The following is an 18,679-nucleotide window of genomic DNA, read 5'->3' as shown; positions in this document are numbered from 1 at the left end:
CACCTCGCTTTTATCAAAGAAAAAGAACGTACCCTTTGATACGCCCTTACAGCTTGCTTCTGAAGCCACTAAACACCAAATCTAGCAGCCCGTTAATTTCTGTATCTGATTTCAGAATCATCGTTCCTACTACCGCAACCACTCCAATAACCCAATAAATTCGGTCCGAGTTTTGATCTAACATGTTTTCTCACCTCGCTTTTATCAAAGAAAAAGAACGTACCCTTTGATACGCCCTTACAGCTTGCTTCTGAAGCCACTAAACACCAAATCTAGCAGCCCGTTAATTTCTGTATCTGATTTCAGAATCATCGTTCCTACTACCGCAACCACTCCGATGACCCAATAAATTCGGTCCGAGTTTTGATCTAACATGTTTTCTCACCTCCTTTAAAGGACACACAAAAAGGCTCTGCAAAAATCTCATCTAGTTAGAGATAAAGCAGAACCTTTTATCGGAATTTTTACGTTTGGAATCTCAAAATACAGAATTTCAAAAGTTGAGTGTACTGTGTAGTCAACCTCGTCCCCGTACTTAACCTTTTGGTTAAGCATTGGACTTTCGATGTTAAAACGGCCACTAAAATGTTTTTGATCATAGTCTTTTAATTTGCTAAGCGCTTCAGATGTTAGACCGCCGTTTCGTTCTATTTGATAATTGACAATTTGTTTATATTCATTGATTTGATTGACCTGAATAAAAAAAATAGCGACCGACAGGATCGCTAATATACACAAAAGGAACAAATACATTTTGAAAATGGCGGTGATTGAACCCTCCATCATTGTAGTTTACCCCCTCTCTTATAATTGGATTTTTGAAGTAGCATCTATAATCATGGCAATGGCATAACCAATGACAGGTATAAAAGAAACCATTGTCAATTTTGTTGGGAACATACTGAACTTTCTAGTTTTGAATAAAATGATATCATCGACTCCCTCAAATAATTTCTCACTTGTGCTTCTCCCTAATTCTTCTATTACGGTAGTATCGAAAGAACTCTCTCGGTAATCATATAATGTCATTAGAAAAAGCAAAGCCTCATCTGATCCACTTGCAGCTTTAGCAAATTGCTCAAACGGTTCCTCTGAATCTGGGTTTTTATTTAACTCAATTAAGAACTTTTTCAAAGCCTCTTGAACATGTCCTGATTCTATCCTTTTCACCATCTTGTTTAACGAGCTATAAAGAGTTGCTCCTTTTTCTAGCAACAAAGGAATTAACATTCTTGAAAATTTGTTAAATTCAATCTCTCTAAGATAGGTGAACTGCTTATATGTTTTAACGACATTTTGATATTCTCTCCACCAAACAAATAAAGCTAGTATTGGCCCAATAAGCAAAGCCCATCCAGTTAACATTGAACCAAAGATCGCCCCAATAATTAGAGCAAAAATTGCCTTTAGCAGCCGTCTTTTTTGAAACTGAATAAGGTTATACTCTAATTGCTCTAACATTGAAAATAAGTTAGCTTCTGCAGTTTTAGACAAGAATTTATTCATATTTTCACCTTCATAATTTCATCGTCTCCCAATCGTTTATGATAGCTGTGGAAGAACAGACCAAACAATGCTAAATAGATTGAGCTAGTAATCCACCCGACTGGTTGATGCGCATATACGTTCACAAACTGTTCTAAACCAAAAGGGTACACAGAGATAGAAATCACTAAGACAAGTGAAATCATTGTGATAAATCGAAACTCGTAGGTAGCACGTTTCTTTCTGTTCAGAAAATCTTCTTGTTTGGCTTTTAATTGAGTGTATAAAGTCTTAATACTTTTAATAGTATCAATGTTTGTACGTCCTTCTATTGTTGCCGTTGTCAACTGTTCAACATAAAGGTCAAAAATAACATCATCTTTGTATCTTTCTGAGAATTTCTCAAAGGCTTCGACTATTTGTTCAGACGTTGCACCTTTTAAAGAAAGCTGAAGTTCTAATAAATCTTTTTTGAACTGGCCATTTGCCCTTTTTGCGACAGTTTTTAATGCTGTAAGCATTGTTTTATCTTGATTACTTAAAATTTGTGTTAAAGAGGTTATAAAATGGTACCTTTCTGTAAATGCATTAGAATTATAAACTCTTTTGATTGATTGCGGAATCATAACACGATAACCATAAAACATCGCCAAGACTCCTAAAATGCCGCTAACTAGCCAGTAGTGTAAAAGTAGATATGAGAATACAAACACTACTATAAACGGCTTTAAAAGCGACAAGATAAGTTCAGCACGTTCTATAGGTTTCCCATACGCTTTTTTATAAGCGTTAAGCTCATCAAGCGTATACACCTTCTTTTTCATGAAATTCCCTCCTATATCGTGATGGGTTCTAATTGATCATATATTTTGTACTCTAGCTTTCCGTTAACCAATCTCTGCTTAAATATATAGTTAACTGATCCATCTGGATTATAAGAACCTACTTCGCTTAAATAGCGAACATTTTTACCATTTATAACACCTTTTTTTACATGAACGGCCACGCCAAAGTTATTATATATATCTTCTAGCATTGCTTGTTCGTCAAAGGTGTATTCTTTTTTCATCATGTTAATCCATCGTCGAGGTAGTTCTTTAATGCCTGGCGTATGGCATGTACTGATTACTCCATGATCTGATAAAACAGCATCCATAATCTCATTTGCTTCACCGCCCCTTGCTTCTGTAGGACAAATCCATGTCGGGTTGAACCGCAAAGCTGTCTTAATTAGCTTGGTCATTGATGTGTTGGGACCCGTTTGCCAAGAAAATATGTCTTTGCTATCACCGAATAAAACATCTAAGTGCCCTTCAGCAACATCCTCAATCCATATTGCTTTATCTCGAAAATCAAAAAACGAAACCAAATATTTCTGAAGTGCAGTCTTTCCCGATCCTGTTTCTCCACCAATTATGATGTTCTTTCTTTGCTTCACTGCATTCTTGAAGTAATCTTTCATTTTTAAAGGGGCAAACTCGATAAAGTTATCATCATTCAAAGATAACTTAGGCCGAGACACCCTAATAGCCATTGTCGTAACCTTTCCGGCAATCCCATTTGATCTGCTTTTATGAACAAATGTAAATCTTAGATAGCCTATTGATGCTTCTAATACGTCCGTTTTAGGGGTGAATTCTTTTTCTGTAACATTGGCAACCTTTGAAGCTAACGAGACAATATAATCATCATCAATTAATTTATCTGTGTAGATGTAAGGCTCTGCTTTGTCGCTACTTTCTATGACCAAGTGGCGGCCATTATAGGTAATGTCCGTTATATTTTCATCATTCTTAGTAATGGTCTCAATTACACCAAGACCAACCATTTCTTGAATGAGATACTCTACTTTTTCCTCAGTATCAACTACAATGCCATGATTCTCTCTAATTAGGTATCTCATGGTGTCTCTAGCTTCGTTATCAGTGAAGGCTGCTAGAACGGTCTCAGGGTCTTTCCGCTTCAAATCATCAAAAATGGTTTTAACTAAAGATTCCGCAATCACTTTTTATCCTCCTTCGCAATATTTGATACAAAGCTCACCTGGTACTCGTTTTTTCGATCATCTGTGATTTTTACTCTAGCTGCCTTAATTCCACCTGAAGTATTCTTTAAAAAGGCGAACTTATATTGAATGCCTTGTAACTTGACATTCTTGTTTTTCTCGAATTTTTCTCTGAATTTTTTCTTGAAGGCTGCTTCTGTAATTTCTACCTGTCCATCTTGAATACGTGAGCTTTTATCTACGCTGTTAACACTTGCAATTTTCCCGGCTTCTGTCATCGTCATAATGATAGAATTATGACGGTATGATTCCGTATAGTAAGACGTACTAAACAGGACCGTATATCCGCCTGCATAAAGAATGCCTATAGCCAAAATCAATCCTTTCATCTAATTCACCTCATTGACCGTTTAAGTCTTTCAATTGATGCATGTCACATGAAAGTCGCCCCTGGCCTTCTTTTGCTGCTCTACTTTTAATCTCAAACAATTTTTCGGTCACAGCCTTCCCCGATCCTGTTTGTCCTACGACCAATACATTCTCTCTTACATTCAATATAGTTTTCATTGCTTCATTGATTGAATACGGCCATAAACCTTCTTTATATTCCTTCATGTGGTTACACCTCGCTTCTAAAATGGTATATCTTCGGCACCTGGGTCATTGAAAACATTATTATGGACGTCTACTGGTGCTTGATCTGATCCTGGCTTATCCTTTTTACTCTCTAGAAATTGAACTGTTTCGACTTGCACTTCAGTCACAAAGACACGCTGCCCTTGCTGGTTTTCATAATTTCTCGTTTCAAGGCGGCCATCCACTCCAATTAATGAACCCTTTGACAAATAGTTTGCAGCTGCTTCAGCTTGTTTTCTCCATACAATACAGTTAAAGAAATCAGCCTTGTCATTCTCGGTTGCCTTCTTTCTGTTAACTGCTAGAGTAAACATGCAAACAGCGTGTCCGTTGGGTGTGTATTTTAGATTGGGGTCTTTTGTTAGCCTTCCAGTTAATACAACTCTATTTAGCATTAGCACATCACCTTTCAAAAAAAAGCTAACGGCATCACCGTTAGCTTTTTCCTTTGTTATTTAGATTTCTAGTACAGACGCAAACCAATTTTCTTCAAATCCTCAATCAATCGCTCACATGCGTTTTCATCAAATTGGCAACCTGGCGTCATATTTAAATAAGTCATTAAAAAATCAATTCTTGCTGCATGAATTTCATGATCAAGCTCTTTCATGATCATTCACTCCTTAGCCAATTAATATCTTCTTTAGTCCAACCTTTGGGTATTCCAGTAGGGAAGGGATCATCGGCATTGATGGGCGTTAAAAGAATCTCGTCTTGATCTAATGTATCGCTATCCATATGAGCATACATATAAGCATACAAATTCAGGTTGTCCTTAATCTCTATTGTGACCTTATTTACGCCTATTTGATTAGAGACATACGAAACATCATAATCACCCAATTCAGCCCATATAGGCGTATAGAATCGGTTTCCGCCATCTCTAAGAGCATGTTTAATACGTTTGTCTTTAGAAGCTACCTGCTGATCAGTGAAAAGGCTGCCTGTCTCTCTTTCTACATTGACATGTGGAAATTGAAACGTCATTTCTTGAATCATCTTGTCTACTTGTTGTGATTTCTTCGATGCTGCAACATCCATAGGAAATGCGGCCAACCCTTTATTTATCTTGTAATTCAAATAAGTATCTAACAACTGTGAAGGTACTTTGAAGTCAAAACTGATGTGATCATCACTTTTATTCAGCATATTTTCATAAGCGAATATCAAATTTTGTTCTAAACCGTAACCCGTCTTTCTCTTTTTCAATAAATCACCTGAAAAATTTGCTGTTTCAAAATAACTTCTCATCTTAGTTGTCGGTGTTACTTCTGTCATTATGACTCTACTGATCGAGCCTTTCTTTTTAACAAGGTCTTTCATGTTAACTGATATTTTTTCCTCGCTGCTTGTATATCCTTTTGTTGTTAATGTTGATCCAATACTAATGTCAAAGTCGTTTTTATTAAAGCCTTCCAACTTGACTGTATATGCTTTATTTGTATTAACCTTTAATGTATTCGGATCGACGAGGAAATTTATTGATTTTGGCAAAGACTGCGCTGTGTATGTCTTTGAATCAAGCTTAGTTTTCCCCTCATAGAGACTGACGTCTATTTTGGCTGTAGTCATTCCTGGCGTATTATTTTTATATACGTTTGTTTTGGATAGTGCCACTTTGACAGGTAATCCTTTGTCTGCGGCCGCCGTATACACTTGTAATTTTTCAAGACTAGTCTCAATAAGTGGTACATCATAAAACAGGGTTAATGTAATATCCTCTTTCCCGACTGTTCCACTAATTTTTTTAGAGACAGGCCTATAAGTATACTTGCCTTTTTTCAAACTTGTAAGAGGGCTATAAGTGTATTTATCTCCCTGCTTTTTTGTATAAACATCTTCTTTAATCAATGATTTATCACGATTATCTTTATGCAAGACAGTTACTTTTCTTTGCAGCACGTATTCAAACACTAGAGTTATATCTTTCGTTCCCAGGGTTCCTGTTTTCTTGTCCTTTTTAACAGGGACGTAGGTTTTTCCCCCTTTTACAATCTTGTCCTTTGGGGCATAACTGTAATTAGTGCCGATATTTTTTGTCTCTGTTGCTGTTTCAAGGATTTCTCCCTCAAACTTCTCTTTGTGTACGACCTTAATATTGCGCTGCCGTTTCTCGAACTTTATTGACAAACTCTCTACGGGTTCAGGGTCAAGAAGCAAACCCGATCCTAAACGTTGATATTTTGAGTTTGACGAAGTGAATAAAATCGACTGATACTTGCCAAGTGATGGCTTAATATTCTTGAAGTTTAATTGCTTTGCATAATCCAAAGGTGCTGTTAAATAAAAACTTTCGCCACCTTTGATTGTCACAGAGCTACTCGAATATTTTTTATTGTCTTTATAAAGGGTTACTTCACTAGGAACATTTAATTTAATTGAGTTTTTTGGATCAGCTTTAAATACGATTGTTTCCGATTTTTGAAGATTACCTGAAACTTTACTCGTCACTTCTTTTTTGTTGAAACCAATACTTGTAGATGGTGCATCTTTAGCTTTTGCATGTGCCATTAACTTTTTGTATCCTGGAATGCTTTCTCGCCCTGTTGAGTGGTTATTGTTCATGATACTATCGAGAGCTATTGTTGTAGCGACAAGAGCCGTATCACCGTTTCCTATTTCATTTCCTGGGCCACCGTAGCCGTAGTATAGAATCGCTCGTATTTGCTCATTTTTATAAGCATTACCATTGGCATAAGGTGCGCCTGTAGGTGGTGTCTGCTTTACATGATCCAAGCAAAAGGCAATTTCTCCATTCACCTTGAACTTCCCCACAATATATGCTCCGTACTGAATCTTACCTAAGTATTCAACTTTAGGGGCAGCTGCTTTCATATCATTTGAAATGAGTGAACCAAAAATCATGATAATAGAAAGGCATAGGATACTTACAATAGACAATTTTTTCATTTCTTTTTTTCATTCCTCCTTTTAGTAAAAACTGTCCTAATCGTTCACCTCCTTTAATGATTATTTGTTACACTATACCGTCTTTACTTTTGCTTTTATTCTTTTAAAAAGCATAGATAACCCGCATAAATAAAGATCGCTAGGATCAAGTAATATATAATCATAAGCCAAATGGATATATATAAAAGTAAAGATGGAAGTACGATAATCACCGTAAAAATTAAACAAATACATAATAAGCATAAGCATAGTATTCCAAATGCTTTAGCAAAATCATATGTAGCTTTCAGCAAAGCCCTTTTGAAAGACATCTACAAAACACCTCATTATTTAAAAACACGTATTAATTTAATAACTAATCTACCCAACATTATGAGCCACACCGAGCATAACCAGTAAACAGGAATTATTAGCATTACCACACAAGCCAGGTGAAAGTATTGATTGAAATACTCACTAACTACAAAAAACGACATCAAGTACACAAAAAAAGATAACCCTACCAGGAATCCCTTTTTTAAACTATCAAAAACAGATAGTTCACTTATCCCCCAACAGAGCATAAAGCCTAGAACTAAAAATGGTAAAAGTGTCATGGCAAAGGGCTTTAACACGTTCCGATAATCATCAATAATTACCTGGTATTCTTTAATAACCAGAAAAATCGCTAATGAATAAGATACAAAAAGAATCCCTATCAAGTACCATTTAGATACAGCTTTAAAAATGTTCTCAGCTCGCTTCAACACGTTCCCTCCAAAGAAAAAAGCCACTTCCGTTAAGAAGTGACTTTAAATATCAAATAGTTCTTTGAAATATCCATAGTAATAAGGCTAATGTAAAAAAGGAAATTATCCCTACTGCAATATAACTTAGAATATGTCCTATATCAATTAAATAAAGTAACAAGTGGATTTCACCTATAAATAAGCCAATTAAAATTAAAAACTTTAATAACATTACGCTTACATCCCAAAAGCTAAACATAAATTTCTGACATCCTCTCACTCATTAAATCAGATCGTTTCACATTTACAAACATAAAATCTTTAAATTCTATTTCAATCGTTGCAGTGTCCGATCTAACAACTTCAAAGGATGCTATTACCAACATTCCTACATACTGAAAAGGTGCGGCCACTTCAAATATATTCCCCTCAAAAACCCATACTTCCTGAATTTTCGCATCCAAATTAGCACGAAATGTATCTAACAAGTGCATACATCCCAAATGCCTCAAGCTGCGAATAAATTGAGTTTCATTGATCAGGTAATAACTTTTCAAGATAAACCACTCCTTTTCTTCAAATTAAAAAGAAGGTTGGATTAACCTTCTTCATATCAAATCTTCATGAGAGTATGTTTCTTAGAATGTCCATAAAACCTTTAATTACATGTGGTACTACGATGAAAGATGCGGCGCTAAATACGATGCAAGGTAATAAAAAAAACAACACCATTTTTCTAATGCGGGCATCTAATGTACAAATAACAATTATCCAAGCACTACATATCACAAAAATCATCATACTCATGTGATTACTCATAGTTTAAATTCCCTTTCAGGCGTATTTTTGTATACATAGAGATTAAAAAAAATAATCAATCATTAACAGCAGAATAAGCAATTAAAGCAGAAAAGAAAATCACCCAAAAAATAGTAGGTGCTAACCAAATATCAAAGAAAAAGTACAAATAGTGAACATAAACCCCGATTGAAAGCACGATTACTGATAACATAAAAACCCCAATATATTTCAATACATCTTCGCTATCCATTAATCCCATGACTCCCAACTATTACCGCCCTTATCAATTTCACCTGAACCCGTTCTGTTCCAGTCTTTATTCTCTAAATCCTTACCAATAGCATCTAAATCCTTGTTTCCTGACGGTTTAGAAGGCTTTTTAGAAGGCTGTGACTGTTTCGGTGGTGTAGTTGGCTTTGAAGGCTTACTAGGCTGTGACGGCCTTTTAGACGGTTTAGATTGGCTTCCTGAACCATTCGGCTGTTTCTGAACATATTTCTTGGGTGATGTATACACGTTTTGTTGTTTCTTTTCCTGTGGTGCTGCTGTCGATGGTGATGATGCTTTGGTATCTGTGTTGTTTGACTTTGATGTATTCGAATCATTATTGTTTTTGCTTAATTCTTGGGTTTCTCTCTTGATATTCTCTTTTCTTTTTTCACTCTGTTCAATGCGTTTTTCCATCTGATCTAGTTGTTTTTGGAACTTCCGGCTTTCTTTTTCATTTAATACTTTTCTTGCTTCTCGTTCTATCTTTTTAAAGGTTTTCCAGTCATGACTATCATTTAATCTGCTGAAAAGTTGCTTGGTTTTTTCAATTTGTATAACCTGCTTTAAAGCCTTATCGGCTTTCTTTGAGAGGGTCTTGTATAGCCTTAAATCAATTGGCTTAACTTTTTCAATATATTGTTTGGTGACTTCTACTTCCTGCGCTTTCAGCCCGTCTACTATCACTCCATCTTGAATATCACCCTCAACCATCTGAATCGCTTTATGCATGGTATAGGCATTAGATAGTTTTTTCGTCAGCTGCGCCCGCTTTTCATCATCACTAATCTTTTTAACAAATGATTCAGCTTCTTTGTAATTTTTCTTATTCAAGTCTTCAGGCGAAGTGTAGATTGCAGTTACAGCATTTTCAGCTCGATCTACCCGCCCTTTTTCAGAAGCATTCGCCTGGAAAGAATAAGCCGCACCTGCGCCACCAATTAAAATCGTCCCTGCCACAATAACTGTTACCCACTTTTTCTTTTTCATCCTATTCACACCTTTTTTAATAATATTTTACATCCAGTGCTAAAAAAAGGATACATCGTTAGGGTTTACATGTTTACTAACGAATCTAATATCTCCTTAATCGTGAGTTTTTAGCAGTTGTTCACTCACAAACTCTATGTCAGCCAAGTATTCATATAATGAATCTGACAATGCTAGGCCAAACTTGCTGTCTACTATCTCGCACCAAGAAGAATTTTCACCCAAAGATATTACATGGCCCGTTATACCTTTGGAGGGGGAGCACCCTAATATTCTTTTATTTTGTTAATGAGCTTCATTAACAAACATGCAAACCCTAAATAAAACTTTAACTAGCCTAATAAATCATGCAACACTTTATATGGGGAAGATACAACAACAGTGCCTGCTTTCGTTTCGTAAAAATAAACTTGCTTTGCCCCATTGTTCAGCAACTTTTCTTTGCACTCGTCAACACTCATTTTCGTGTCGGACAAAAGAACCCCTACTTCTTTTGCTCTTCCTGACTTTGCAGGGCGATACGCCTTCGGTGCTGCTTTAGAAGGTCTGTTTTGATTGCTAACACAGGAAGCATTGTTTTCTGATCGTAGGAATGCCGCTGATGTAAGCAGCAACTTAGACCCTACGTTTGTTCTTTTAGCAATAATTTGACCTTTGGAATTTTTTACATTCCTAATATTACGCTTGTGGTCATCAATCCGTATAAACGTCTTTGATATTGGATTGAATAACCTTGAATCAATTACTTCATATGTGCTGCCATTAAACATCTTCACAGAAGATCCTAAAGAACGAATATCATAGGTGGTCATCTCAACGTTAAGTAATTTTACTCTTTTTGATCTTTTCACTCTAAAAAATCTCCTTTCTATAAAAAAATGGTGGTATCATATTATAGACACCACCATTTTTTGTAAATACAACACTATAAATTTCTTTACAATACAAAGAAAGAAATTTATAGTTTAAATGTTGTATACCTTTACAACATGGACAAGATTACACTAATAACGTTCTATTAATGTAAACCAAATCATCCAAAAAAATGATAGCCCTTAAATAATTAACTATTGTTAATATGTATTTGTTAATTCTAAATCGCATAAAGTCTATTGAATAAGCAATTTCAATTATTATAGTAGCACTGAAATTAACAGAAGTAAACAACAAAAATCAACTTTTGTTAATTTTTTTGCTAAATTAACCAGAATTAACGAGTTAATCCCACAACCAATGACGATATGAGGTGTTTAGCTTGATTGAGAATTTTGATCTCGCCAATTTTTTGATACAAAAAAGGCGCGCTTTAAATATGACTCAAAAAGAAGTTGCCCTGGAAACCGGCTTAACCCCTGCCTATATCTCTCTTTTAGAGAAAAAGGAAAGGAAACCAAGTGCTGCAACTATAAAAAAACTTGCCAAGCCACTAAGATTTACTCACCAAGAATATATGAATCTCATCGAATACATTGCCAAACTGCAAAAAAAGGATGACAGTTCCCCTCACAGTAAACAAAACCCGAATGCGATGACAAAAGAATTTGATATTACTGAATTAACAGATGAAGATATACACAAAATAGAGGAATATATTGAATTACTGAAGATCAAAAACAAATATAAACAAAAAAAAGACTAATCAATTGTGATTAGTCGAGGATTGTATAAAGGTTTGTAAAGGCAGTCTATTTAGATGATTGCCTTTTCAGCAACTTGCACTGGTTCCGATCCGACAGCAGCTCCTACGGTTACAGCTGTAAACAAAATCAAACTTGCCAAGATTAGTTTTTTCATCATTTCAACGCCTCCAATATTTTCGGTATTTGCTCTTTGGCCTCTAATGCCCTTTTCAGGAAACTAAAACTAGAATTTATATCCCCTGCATCCTCTAGAAATTTTGAAATCCTTTTTGTTATAGCATATACATCTGGCCACAGATTCATTCTCTCTAATTCTATAAGATCATGATTGATCTTATCAACATCAAACTTTTGATACACATGATAAAGTAATGACACTTTGATTTTGTATTCATCATCGTTATTATCATTAGCGTATTTTAACGCAATTTCATACCACTCATCCGCTTTTTCACCTGATGTTTCGTATTGAATTAAGGCCAACATATACGGAGTATTAACACTATAAGGTGAGGACATATGACTCTTATCATTATATGCTTTGATAAGAAATTCTTCTGCCTTTTCATACTCCTCCATCTTCCAGTAAATCAAACCCAAGTTATGATGAATCTTAGACAACAACCTAGTGTAGCCTTGTTTAGTTGCTTCTTCTAATGCATCAATATAGTAATCTTTGGCCTTAGAATTCAAATCCATATCATACATATTAGCTCCTAATAAGATTCCACATTCTACAGCCTCTTTTTGATAATTAGGTGTAGAATGAAAAATCTGTCGGGCCATCGTGGTATAACTGATCGAAAATAAGTGTTGATCAATACGATAATACGCATGGGCTAATTCATAACAAAACTCTGCGAAAAAAGTGTCGTCACCAGTAGAAATTAAAGACAGTAACTTTTCTGCTTTTTGATAATAAGCAATGGCTGCAACATACTGCTTTCTAAAAAATTCATAATGGCCTGAAAAAAAGTAATAGTAATAATCAACGGTAGCATTAATATCGCCTTTACTTATCATGTCTACAACTTCTTTATTATCAGGGTTTTCACCCTTCATCAAAGAATGACAATAGTCCAAAAGAAGATAATAATTACTTAACTCTGTAGTAAAATCACTTTTAGGTTTCAATTCTGACAGTACTCTAGTAACCTTCGTTTTTAACTCTTCAGACGTTAATTTATTACCGCTTCTGATCCTATCTCGCCATTTATTTAGCAAGTTCCCCATTTCTGGTGAACTTATTTTATTCTTGGTTACCATGAGTCCTGCCCCTCCTAATTAGAGATAAAAAATACAATAAGACCTGGCAACAACTAAGCTATATCTGACCTTTTGTAAACCATATACAATCATTCCAATACACAACAAAAGTATTGCATAAATAGAAAAGTAAGTAAACTGAATAATATCAATTTTCCGGCCACGTGCTGCCCTGGTACTTTGCATCGATCCCGGCCACTTTTTCCGGCCACGTGCTGCCCTGGTACTTTGCATCGATCCCGGCCACTTTTTCCGGCCACATCTGCGCCCCGGTATATTATCGTCAGTTCACACACACTTTAAAGAATAACTTCACAGGAAGTTAACCAAATATCTGAACAACCCTTAAAGCTATACTAATAAACTAAATAACGTTCTTTATATAAAACGGCCTTCAAAAAGGTAATTAAAAACCTGATGGTTTTTAAAGAATTTCGCTATATTAATAGTTTTCACTTGACTTTTAACGCCCTTTGACTAGCAGAATAGCTGATGCTCTAGGAAACAGGGGGCGAAATTCGGATACCTTGTCACAGACGCTAAAAATAAAAAACGACTGTGACAAGTATCCGATCTTACTAGCGTCATAGAGACGTCTGAGGTTTCCAGTAGTGCCTTGCTATCGTCAAACTTCCGTTTGCTTTGATCTTTTTACATATCATGCCCGTCCAATATGCTAATCCTTAGAGTTTGTTTAGTGTTCTCTCACACAAGACAACTTTATTATTGCTTGTAATAAGGATTGTTGATCAAAGATACCCGCACCGTAATGCGCCGAGCCAACCTTGTGATATACACGTTTGCCGAACCGTTAATGGCCGTTCCCGCCATTCACCACAAGCGCAGCAAGGAACGCTTATTGTGGTATATCCCCGTATTTTTGCGTTGGACGGGGCAACTCCTGACGTCAGTTTATTTTTACACCCCTTAACGGCAGCTGGGTGCATACAAAAAACGACAGCACATGATTGTCTGCTGCTACACAAAACAATCATTTACTGTCGTCAGAAAGAAACCGAAAACTATTGACGTATACACGTATTTTCGGTAAAATGAAATCAGCTAATAATTGATTGTAAGTGTAGGAGCTTACAGGTAAAAGTGTTGATGCTGCAACATCGGCACTTTTTTTATGTCATTTTTTATATGATTGAATTTTCACAATTTTATGTAATACTCTTCGATCCTCGTTGTCTGCAAACAACGGGGATTTTTCTATGCAAGAATACTAGAGTCAAAAAATGCTGTCAAATCTTTCTGTTTGACTCTTTGAATTTAATATACATGATTTTTTTTTCATAGTAAAGTCCCCCCCTTGAAAACAAGAAAATTCTTGTTTACATTGTTTACACGAAAAACAACTAAACGTTATAAACCCTTGATAATACTGATTTATTTTTTGTAAACAAACAGTTGATTTATTATTGAAAATGAGGTACATTGTAACAAAGTGAAAACAAAGGAGAGTTAATAAAATGAAAATTTCTCGCATGAACATCGATTTTGGCAACAGCATGTACATGAACTTGGTGGATGGGTATTTCTTTGAAATGCCTACTAATGTAGTGGAAATAAAGGAAGATGTTGCTGAAGGGAAGTTTGCTAGTAGCATAGAAGATCCAAACGATTTAAAAGATCGCCTTATGATCTCCACAGAAATAGACGGCGAAAACCGCTTCTTTTTAGTTGGGGAAATTGCACAGAAAGAAGTTCTAGGGAATAACCACATTAGAAGATTACATAATAAAGTGGATTCTCATATTCCTTTAGTCATGTTCCTGGCTGCAACAGCTTACTATCATGCCTTAAACCCTCAAAATGTTGAAAAAGAAGAAAATGAATTGCAAATAGATTACTTCCAAACAATGCTGCCTATATGGCTGCTTAAAAAGACTAACAAGTTCAGTGAAATGCAAGAACAGATGGCTAATAAATTTAAAGGAACCCATCACGTGAAGGTACTCACTTTCGGAATGGAAAAAGACTTAACAATCAATGTACTTGATGCGGCCTGCCGGATCGAATCAGAAGTCGCAAGATGGGGCATTAAGAAAACATTTGAATTAACAGATAATGAAATGGCTAAACAATTCCAAAACTCCGAAGTCGTGCTTTGTGACTTAGGCGGCGGAACTGATGACCTGGTACTCTTGCCAGAAGGATTAAAAGCTCCAAAGAGCAGAGAGTCCTTCGTAGCGAACACAGAAGCGCCATTCTTACTGCATTTAGAGAACCTTAGAAAAGATAAACTACTAGAACACTTTGACAACGTAAGGGATTTAGAAAAATTCATCTACTCCAACATCGCTAAGTCAAAACTAGAACGTAGAGACGGTAACACTGGGGAGAAATTCGATCTCACTAACATCATACGGAAATCACTGAAAGAATTTACGGAAATCAAAATCTCCCAGTGTGTACAAGCATTTACACCACCGAAAGACACAAGCTATAAATATGTATACTTTGGCGGTGTAGGGGAAGTATTGAGTGAAATGATTGGCATTGTCGCAGAAGAAAAATTTGGACGAGAAATCGCCGAATCTAATCATATTGTGGCCGATGATGCTAGGCTGTTGAATTTGTTTGGCTTGGAAGTATTAAGCAGGGCCGAGCAAAAGAAAAGAGAAGCAGAAAAAAAATAGGGTGATGTCATGAAAAAGCCGATATTAAACGTACGGACCGATAAAATGACGGATGAAATGTATAATCATGTTGTGCAAAGAATAGATGAAACCGAATCAAAAACTTTCCGGGAATATGCATTTGAGTTGATCCAAAAAGACATGATGGACAAACAAAAAAGTCTTGAAGATAAAGAGAAGGACAAGCATGTTCTTGACCTGGTTCATGAACTTCAGATCGAAATGAAGCGAGAGTTTAGAGATTTAAGAAAAAAGGTGGATCAGAAAACGTTGATTTCTTCTGATCTATCTCATGGTCACACCAATGACAGCACCCCACGAGAAATTAAAGAAGGAATATTAGCAGATGAAGAAGTCATCGGAAGCATTGAGGAAGATTATGACGTTGATTTCTAACAGTTGAGGGGGGAAAACAATGGATGTGAAGAAGATCATTAATAGTCTGCACCTTAAAGACAAAGTAAGTATCGTCTATGCAGATAATATCACGTATGAGGGTTATGTACATTCTGTTTCTTCTAACCACTTAGTTATTCAGGATCGGTGGTCTTGGGATAGTTATAGAACATTCAATAACGATCAGATTATAGAGATAGGTATATTAAAAGGAATTTCATAAACACAAAAGAGACAGCTAGAATGTGCTGTCTCTTTTTTTATTCATATAAGCACTATTAACAGCGTAACATAGTAACAGTTTAACAATGTAGCACCGTAACAGCTTAACAGTGTTAGTGAGCTAAATGCGCTTAATTTGATAAGGAAACCGCAAAAAGGGGAGTAGAGTCAATGAAAATCAAACAACCAAACCGAAAAGTACGATCTGATAAAAAAACTCGTGTTAATCCTTCAGTTGATTATGACACTCATGAAAAACTGAAAAAGTTGGCCGTCTCATGTGAAATGACTAAAACGATGCTAGCTGCCGAAATTATTGAGATGGCCTTAAACAATGAATCCGTTATTAACTGGTTTCAATCAAAATACAATACCAACGACAACTACAGAGTGATCCCGGTCAAAATTCAAGGCCGTATTATGTACTAGTTACCCCAAGTCTCCCCAATTTTTTTGAATGCTTTAAAACAGCTGCTACACATCTTTTGTTGCTCATAATATTTAACTTTCGATCTCACATTCTTTTTACAATGCTTACAATTCATATAATATCCCTCCTGGTTAAAGGATGGACAAAGTTTGTGGTTTTTAAACCCTAATAATCTTGTTTTTTTTGAAGACTTTAGGTAAGGTTATTAATGACAATAGAATCAGCTTCTTCAGGGCGGTCGGCTCACCTTCTTATAGAGAGGAGGTGAGAGCATGGCAGTAGAAAGCGCACTTCAACTAATGCTAACGTTTGGCATTCTTATTGTGGCGATCATGTCATCAAACAAAAAAAAGTAAGACCGTCCTCGGCTTGGAAACTAAGGCGATCTTACTCGTTTAACTCGTTATAAGCTGTGAAGCTGACTCCTAAGAAGGAGCTATGCTATTGTTTGTCGGTATGATGTTGGCGCATCTACCGACTTTTTTATTATATACTTCAAAGTGGATAGTTATTCTATGTACATTCAGTATATATTCATATTGACTTTAAATCAACCCGTCTCTATTTTTTATCCCATTTATCCCTTTACTTAAAGGGGATAAAATGTTATAATTAGAGTATAAAGGAAAGGCCGATTGCTACCAACAATCGACCCCAGGGCAAAGAACTTCGACACCCTTTGCCCCTTCATTCTAACACATGAGAGGAAGGGAACAAAATGAGCAAAAAAATTTACGCAATGATTACAAACCAAATCATCCAAAAGCTTGAACAGGGGACAATCCCCTGGAGAAATCCATTTACCAACGGTTTCCCTGTAAACTGGCTTACTCAAAAACCATATAGAGGCATTAACCTATTGCTTCTAGAAAGTGGCGAATATGCGACTTATAAGCAAATACAAGATGCTGGCGGATCTGTTAAGAAAGGTGCAAAAGGGAAGTTCGTAGTATTTTGGAAGATATTAGAGTTTGTTGAAGAGGATCAAGAAAACCAAGAAAACAAGAAAAAAATCCCCCTACTTAGATACTACAAAGTATTTAAGGTAGGAGAACAAACAGAAGGAATAAGGCCTAAACGGATTCTAAAAAAAGAAAGTGAACTGAACCCAATAGAACAGGCTGAAGCAATCATTAAAGGATACAACAATCCTCCTACTGTCACACACGACAGCAGACGAGCCTATTATAGAAAAAATTCCGATGTTGTCAATGTGCCACCAATGAAAGACTTTGACAACATACATCATTATTACTCGGTGTTCTTTCATGAACTGATACACAGCACAGGACATAAAGACCGATTAAATAGGCCAGGCATTGTAAACTTAGAGACAAACGGTTTTGGTACAGAAAGTTACAGCAAAGAGGAACTAATAGCAGAGCTAGGGGCAGCAATGTTATGTGGGTTAACTGAAATAGAAAACCACACCATAGACAACAATGCCGCATACATAAAATCATGGTTGAGTGCTTTAGAAAATGATCACACCCTAATCGTACAAGCTGCACAACATGCACAAAAAGCAGCCGACTACATCCAGGGTAAAAATTTTTAAAAAAATAAATTATCCCACTTATCCCTTTTTTGGGTAAGTGGGATGTGATATAATATTTTTGCTGATTAGAAGGAGTTGAATTTTATGAAAAAAAACGATTTCAGAAAAAATATAAAATTAACTGAACCCATCTTTAACAAACTGAAGGCTTTGATGAAGGTGAAGGATGTTAAACAATATGAGTTGATCGAGATTCTTCTCGATTTTTATGTAACAAATAAATTAAGCGAAAAAGAAAGAGAGTTCTTTAATTATCAGTTAGATGAGTTAAGAAAAGAGGAACATAAGGATGAATAATGCTTTAATAGACAAAATAAAGTACGCACATCGTTTCGCTAAACGTGATGACTTATATGATAGTCAGTATGTTGAAAAAGCCATAAATGATAAAGATACTTCTATTCAAGACTTAGAAAATGTTCTGAAATATGTTCATCGTTTTGCAAAACGTGATAATTCATATGATGCTGATTGGATACAAGAAAATAGACATTAAATTCTGTTCATTAAAAATGGATAGAATTTTTTTATGTTCACACAGCTAGTTACAGCCACTTTTTAAGGCCACGTGCTGCGCCCTGGTACTTGCTTCAGCTGCGGCCATCTTTTCCGGCCACGTGCTGCCCTGGTACTTGCTTCAGCTGCGGTCATCTTTTCCGGCCACGTGCTGCCCTGGTACTTGCTTCAGCTGCGGTCATCT

General features: G+C 36.0%; 23 protein-coding genes and 1 pseudogene. 8 read left to right on the top strand and 16 right to left on the bottom strand.

The window, feature by feature from the left end; genetic code table 11:
* Positions 1 to 46 precede the first annotated feature (46 nt).
* The 15 genes and pseudogenes from NSS76_RS19445 to NSS76_RS19375 all read right to left on the bottom strand — a co-directional run bounded on the left by NSS76_RS19445 (position 47) and on the right by NSS76_RS19375 (position 10,673).
* Entirely contained in the window at positions 47 to 184 is a 138-nt protein-coding gene (locus tag NSS76_RS19445) for a hypothetical protein (RefSeq protein WP_186305429.1), read from the bottom strand.
* Between the two features lie 53 nt (positions 185 to 237).
* On the bottom strand, positions 238 to 375 hold the full coding sequence (locus NSS76_RS19440; RefSeq protein ID WP_186305429.1) for a hypothetical protein: 138 nt from the start codon (positions 373 to 375) through the stop codon (positions 238 to 240).
* A gap of 48 nt (positions 376 to 423) precedes the next feature.
* Positions 424 to 786 carry a hypothetical protein gene (locus NSS76_RS19435; RefSeq protein WP_144500367.1) on the bottom strand — a complete coding sequence of 121 codons (363 nt, stop codon included), beginning with the start codon at positions 784 to 786 and terminating at the stop codon, positions 424 to 426.
* An 18-nt stretch (positions 787 to 804) separates the two neighbouring features.
* A complete protein-coding gene (locus NSS76_RS19430; RefSeq protein WP_144500368.1) occupies positions 805 to 1,506 on the bottom strand; it encodes a hypothetical protein in 702 nt (233 codons plus the stop codon).
* A complete protein-coding gene (locus tag NSS76_RS19425; RefSeq protein WP_144500369.1) occupies positions 1,503 to 2,309 on the bottom strand; it encodes a hypothetical protein in 807 nt (268 codons plus the stop codon). Before NSS76_RS19425 ends, NSS76_RS19430 begins: the two co-directional genes overlap by 4 nt.
* An 11-nt stretch (positions 2,310 to 2,320) precedes the next feature.
* Positions 2,321 to 3,490: an ATPase, T2SS/T4P/T4SS family gene (locus NSS76_RS19420; protein ID WP_341082795.1), complete on the bottom strand. Its 1,170-nt coding sequence runs from the start codon at positions 3,488 to 3,490 to the stop codon at positions 2,321 to 2,323.
* Entirely contained in the window at positions 3,487 to 3,879 is a 393-nt protein-coding gene (locus tag NSS76_RS19415; RefSeq protein WP_341082793.1) for a hypothetical protein, read from the bottom strand. The genes NSS76_RS19420 and NSS76_RS19415 overlap by 4 nt, the downstream gene beginning before the upstream one ends.
* 10 nt (positions 3,880 to 3,889) lie before the next feature.
* Entirely contained in the window at positions 3,890 to 4,105 is a 216-nt protein-coding gene (locus tag NSS76_RS19410; RefSeq protein ID WP_341082791.1) for a hypothetical protein, read from the bottom strand.
* An 86-nt stretch (positions 4,106 to 4,191) separates the two neighbouring features.
* Positions 4,192 to 4,521, bottom strand: a pseudogene (locus NSS76_RS19405) (single-stranded DNA-binding protein); the annotation flags it as partial.
* A 68-nt stretch (positions 4,522 to 4,589) separates the two neighbouring features.
* The gene (locus tag NSS76_RS19400; protein ID WP_161796771.1) at positions 4,590 to 4,736 is read right to left on the bottom strand and encodes a hypothetical protein; all 147 of its coding nucleotides are present in this window, start codon (positions 4,734 to 4,736) and stop codon (positions 4,590 to 4,592) included.
* A 2-nt stretch (positions 4,737 to 4,738) separates the two neighbouring features.
* Positions 4,739 to 7,036 (bottom strand): thioester domain-containing protein, encoded by a 2,298-nt coding sequence (locus NSS76_RS19395; protein WP_341082785.1) that lies wholly within the window; start codon positions 7,034 to 7,036, stop codon positions 4,739 to 4,741.
* A gap of 979 nt (positions 7,037 to 8,015) precedes the next feature.
* Positions 8,016 to 8,321 carry a hypothetical protein gene (locus tag NSS76_RS19390; protein ID WP_341082783.1) on the bottom strand — a complete coding sequence of 102 codons (306 nt, stop codon included), beginning with the start codon at positions 8,319 to 8,321 and terminating at the stop codon, positions 8,016 to 8,018.
* Between the two features lie 317 nt (positions 8,322 to 8,638).
* Positions 8,639 to 8,815, bottom strand: coding sequence for a hypothetical protein (locus NSS76_RS19385; protein ID WP_335363827.1), 177 nt, complete (start codon positions 8,813 to 8,815; stop codon positions 8,639 to 8,641).
* Entirely contained in the window at positions 8,815 to 9,822 is a 1,008-nt protein-coding gene (locus tag NSS76_RS19380; RefSeq protein ID WP_341082779.1) for a hypothetical protein, read from the bottom strand. The genes NSS76_RS19385 and NSS76_RS19380 overlap by 1 nt, the downstream gene beginning before the upstream one ends.
* Before the next feature lie 332 nt (positions 9,823 to 10,154).
* Positions 10,155 to 10,673 (bottom strand): hypothetical protein, encoded by a 519-nt coding sequence (locus NSS76_RS19375; protein WP_341082777.1) that lies wholly within the window; start codon positions 10,671 to 10,673, stop codon positions 10,155 to 10,157.
* Positions 10,674 to 11,077: 404 nt separating this feature from the next.
* Between NSS76_RS19375 and NSS76_RS19370 the strand changes: the two genes are divergently transcribed.
* Positions 11,078 to 11,461: a helix-turn-helix domain-containing protein gene (locus NSS76_RS19370; protein ID WP_341082776.1), complete on the top strand. Its 384-nt coding sequence runs from the start codon at positions 11,078 to 11,080 to the stop codon at positions 11,459 to 11,461.
* Between the two features lie 154 nt (positions 11,462 to 11,615).
* On the opposite strand, the gene NSS76_RS19365 is transcribed toward NSS76_RS19370, so the two are convergent.
* Positions 11,616 to 12,728, bottom strand: a complete 1,113-nt coding sequence (locus NSS76_RS19365; RefSeq protein ID WP_341082774.1) for a response regulator aspartate phosphatase — start codon at positions 12,726 to 12,728, stop codon at positions 11,616 to 11,618.
* A gap of 1,475 nt (positions 12,729 to 14,203) precedes the next feature.
* On the opposite strand from NSS76_RS19365, the gene NSS76_RS19360 reads away from it, so the two are divergent.
* The 7 genes from NSS76_RS19360 to NSS76_RS19335 all read left to right on the top strand — a co-directional run bounded on the left by NSS76_RS19360 (position 14,204) and on the right by NSS76_RS19335 (position 18,475).
* A complete protein-coding gene (locus NSS76_RS19360) occupies positions 14,204 to 15,373 on the top strand; it encodes an Alp7A family actin-like protein (RefSeq protein ID WP_105928605.1) in 1,170 nt (389 codons plus the stop codon).
* A gap of 9 nt (positions 15,374 to 15,382) precedes the next feature.
* Positions 15,383 to 15,769 (top strand): hypothetical protein, encoded by a 387-nt coding sequence (locus NSS76_RS19355; RefSeq protein ID WP_047947276.1) that lies wholly within the window; start codon positions 15,383 to 15,385, stop codon positions 15,767 to 15,769.
* A 393-nt stretch (positions 15,770 to 16,162) separates the two neighbouring features.
* Positions 16,163 to 16,420 carry a hypothetical protein gene (locus NSS76_RS19350; protein ID WP_047947274.1) on the top strand — a complete coding sequence of 86 codons (258 nt, stop codon included), beginning with the start codon at positions 16,163 to 16,165 and terminating at the stop codon, positions 16,418 to 16,420.
* A gap of 273 nt (positions 16,421 to 16,693) precedes the next feature.
* The gene (locus NSS76_RS19705; RefSeq protein ID WP_220396317.1) at positions 16,694 to 16,777 is read left to right on the top strand and encodes a putative holin-like toxin; all 84 of its coding nucleotides are present in this window, start codon (positions 16,694 to 16,696) and stop codon (positions 16,775 to 16,777) included.
* A gap of 362 nt (positions 16,778 to 17,139) precedes the next feature.
* Positions 17,140 to 17,979: an ArdC family protein gene (locus NSS76_RS19345; RefSeq protein ID WP_341082771.1), complete on the top strand. Its 840-nt coding sequence runs from the start codon at positions 17,140 to 17,142 to the stop codon at positions 17,977 to 17,979.
* 84 nt (positions 17,980 to 18,063) lie between these two features.
* Positions 18,064 to 18,276, top strand: a complete 213-nt coding sequence (locus tag NSS76_RS19340) for a hypothetical protein (RefSeq protein WP_165379321.1) — start codon at positions 18,064 to 18,066, stop codon at positions 18,274 to 18,276.
* Positions 18,269 to 18,475 (top strand): hypothetical protein, encoded by a 207-nt coding sequence (locus NSS76_RS19335; protein ID WP_341082768.1) that lies wholly within the window; start codon positions 18,269 to 18,271, stop codon positions 18,473 to 18,475. The genes NSS76_RS19340 and NSS76_RS19335 overlap by 8 nt, the downstream gene beginning before the upstream one ends.
* The last annotated feature ends 204 nt before the right edge of the window (positions 18,476 to 18,679 follow it).

The organism is Bacillus sp. FSL R5-0654 (genome assembly GCF_038008745.1).
In the GTDB taxonomy this organism is placed as follows: domain Bacteria; phylum Bacillota; class Bacilli; order Bacillales; family Bacillaceae; genus Bacillus; species Bacillus safensis.
The sequence above is the reverse complement of the archived record's forward strand: the minus strand, read 5'-3'. Positions and strand labels throughout refer to the sequence as shown.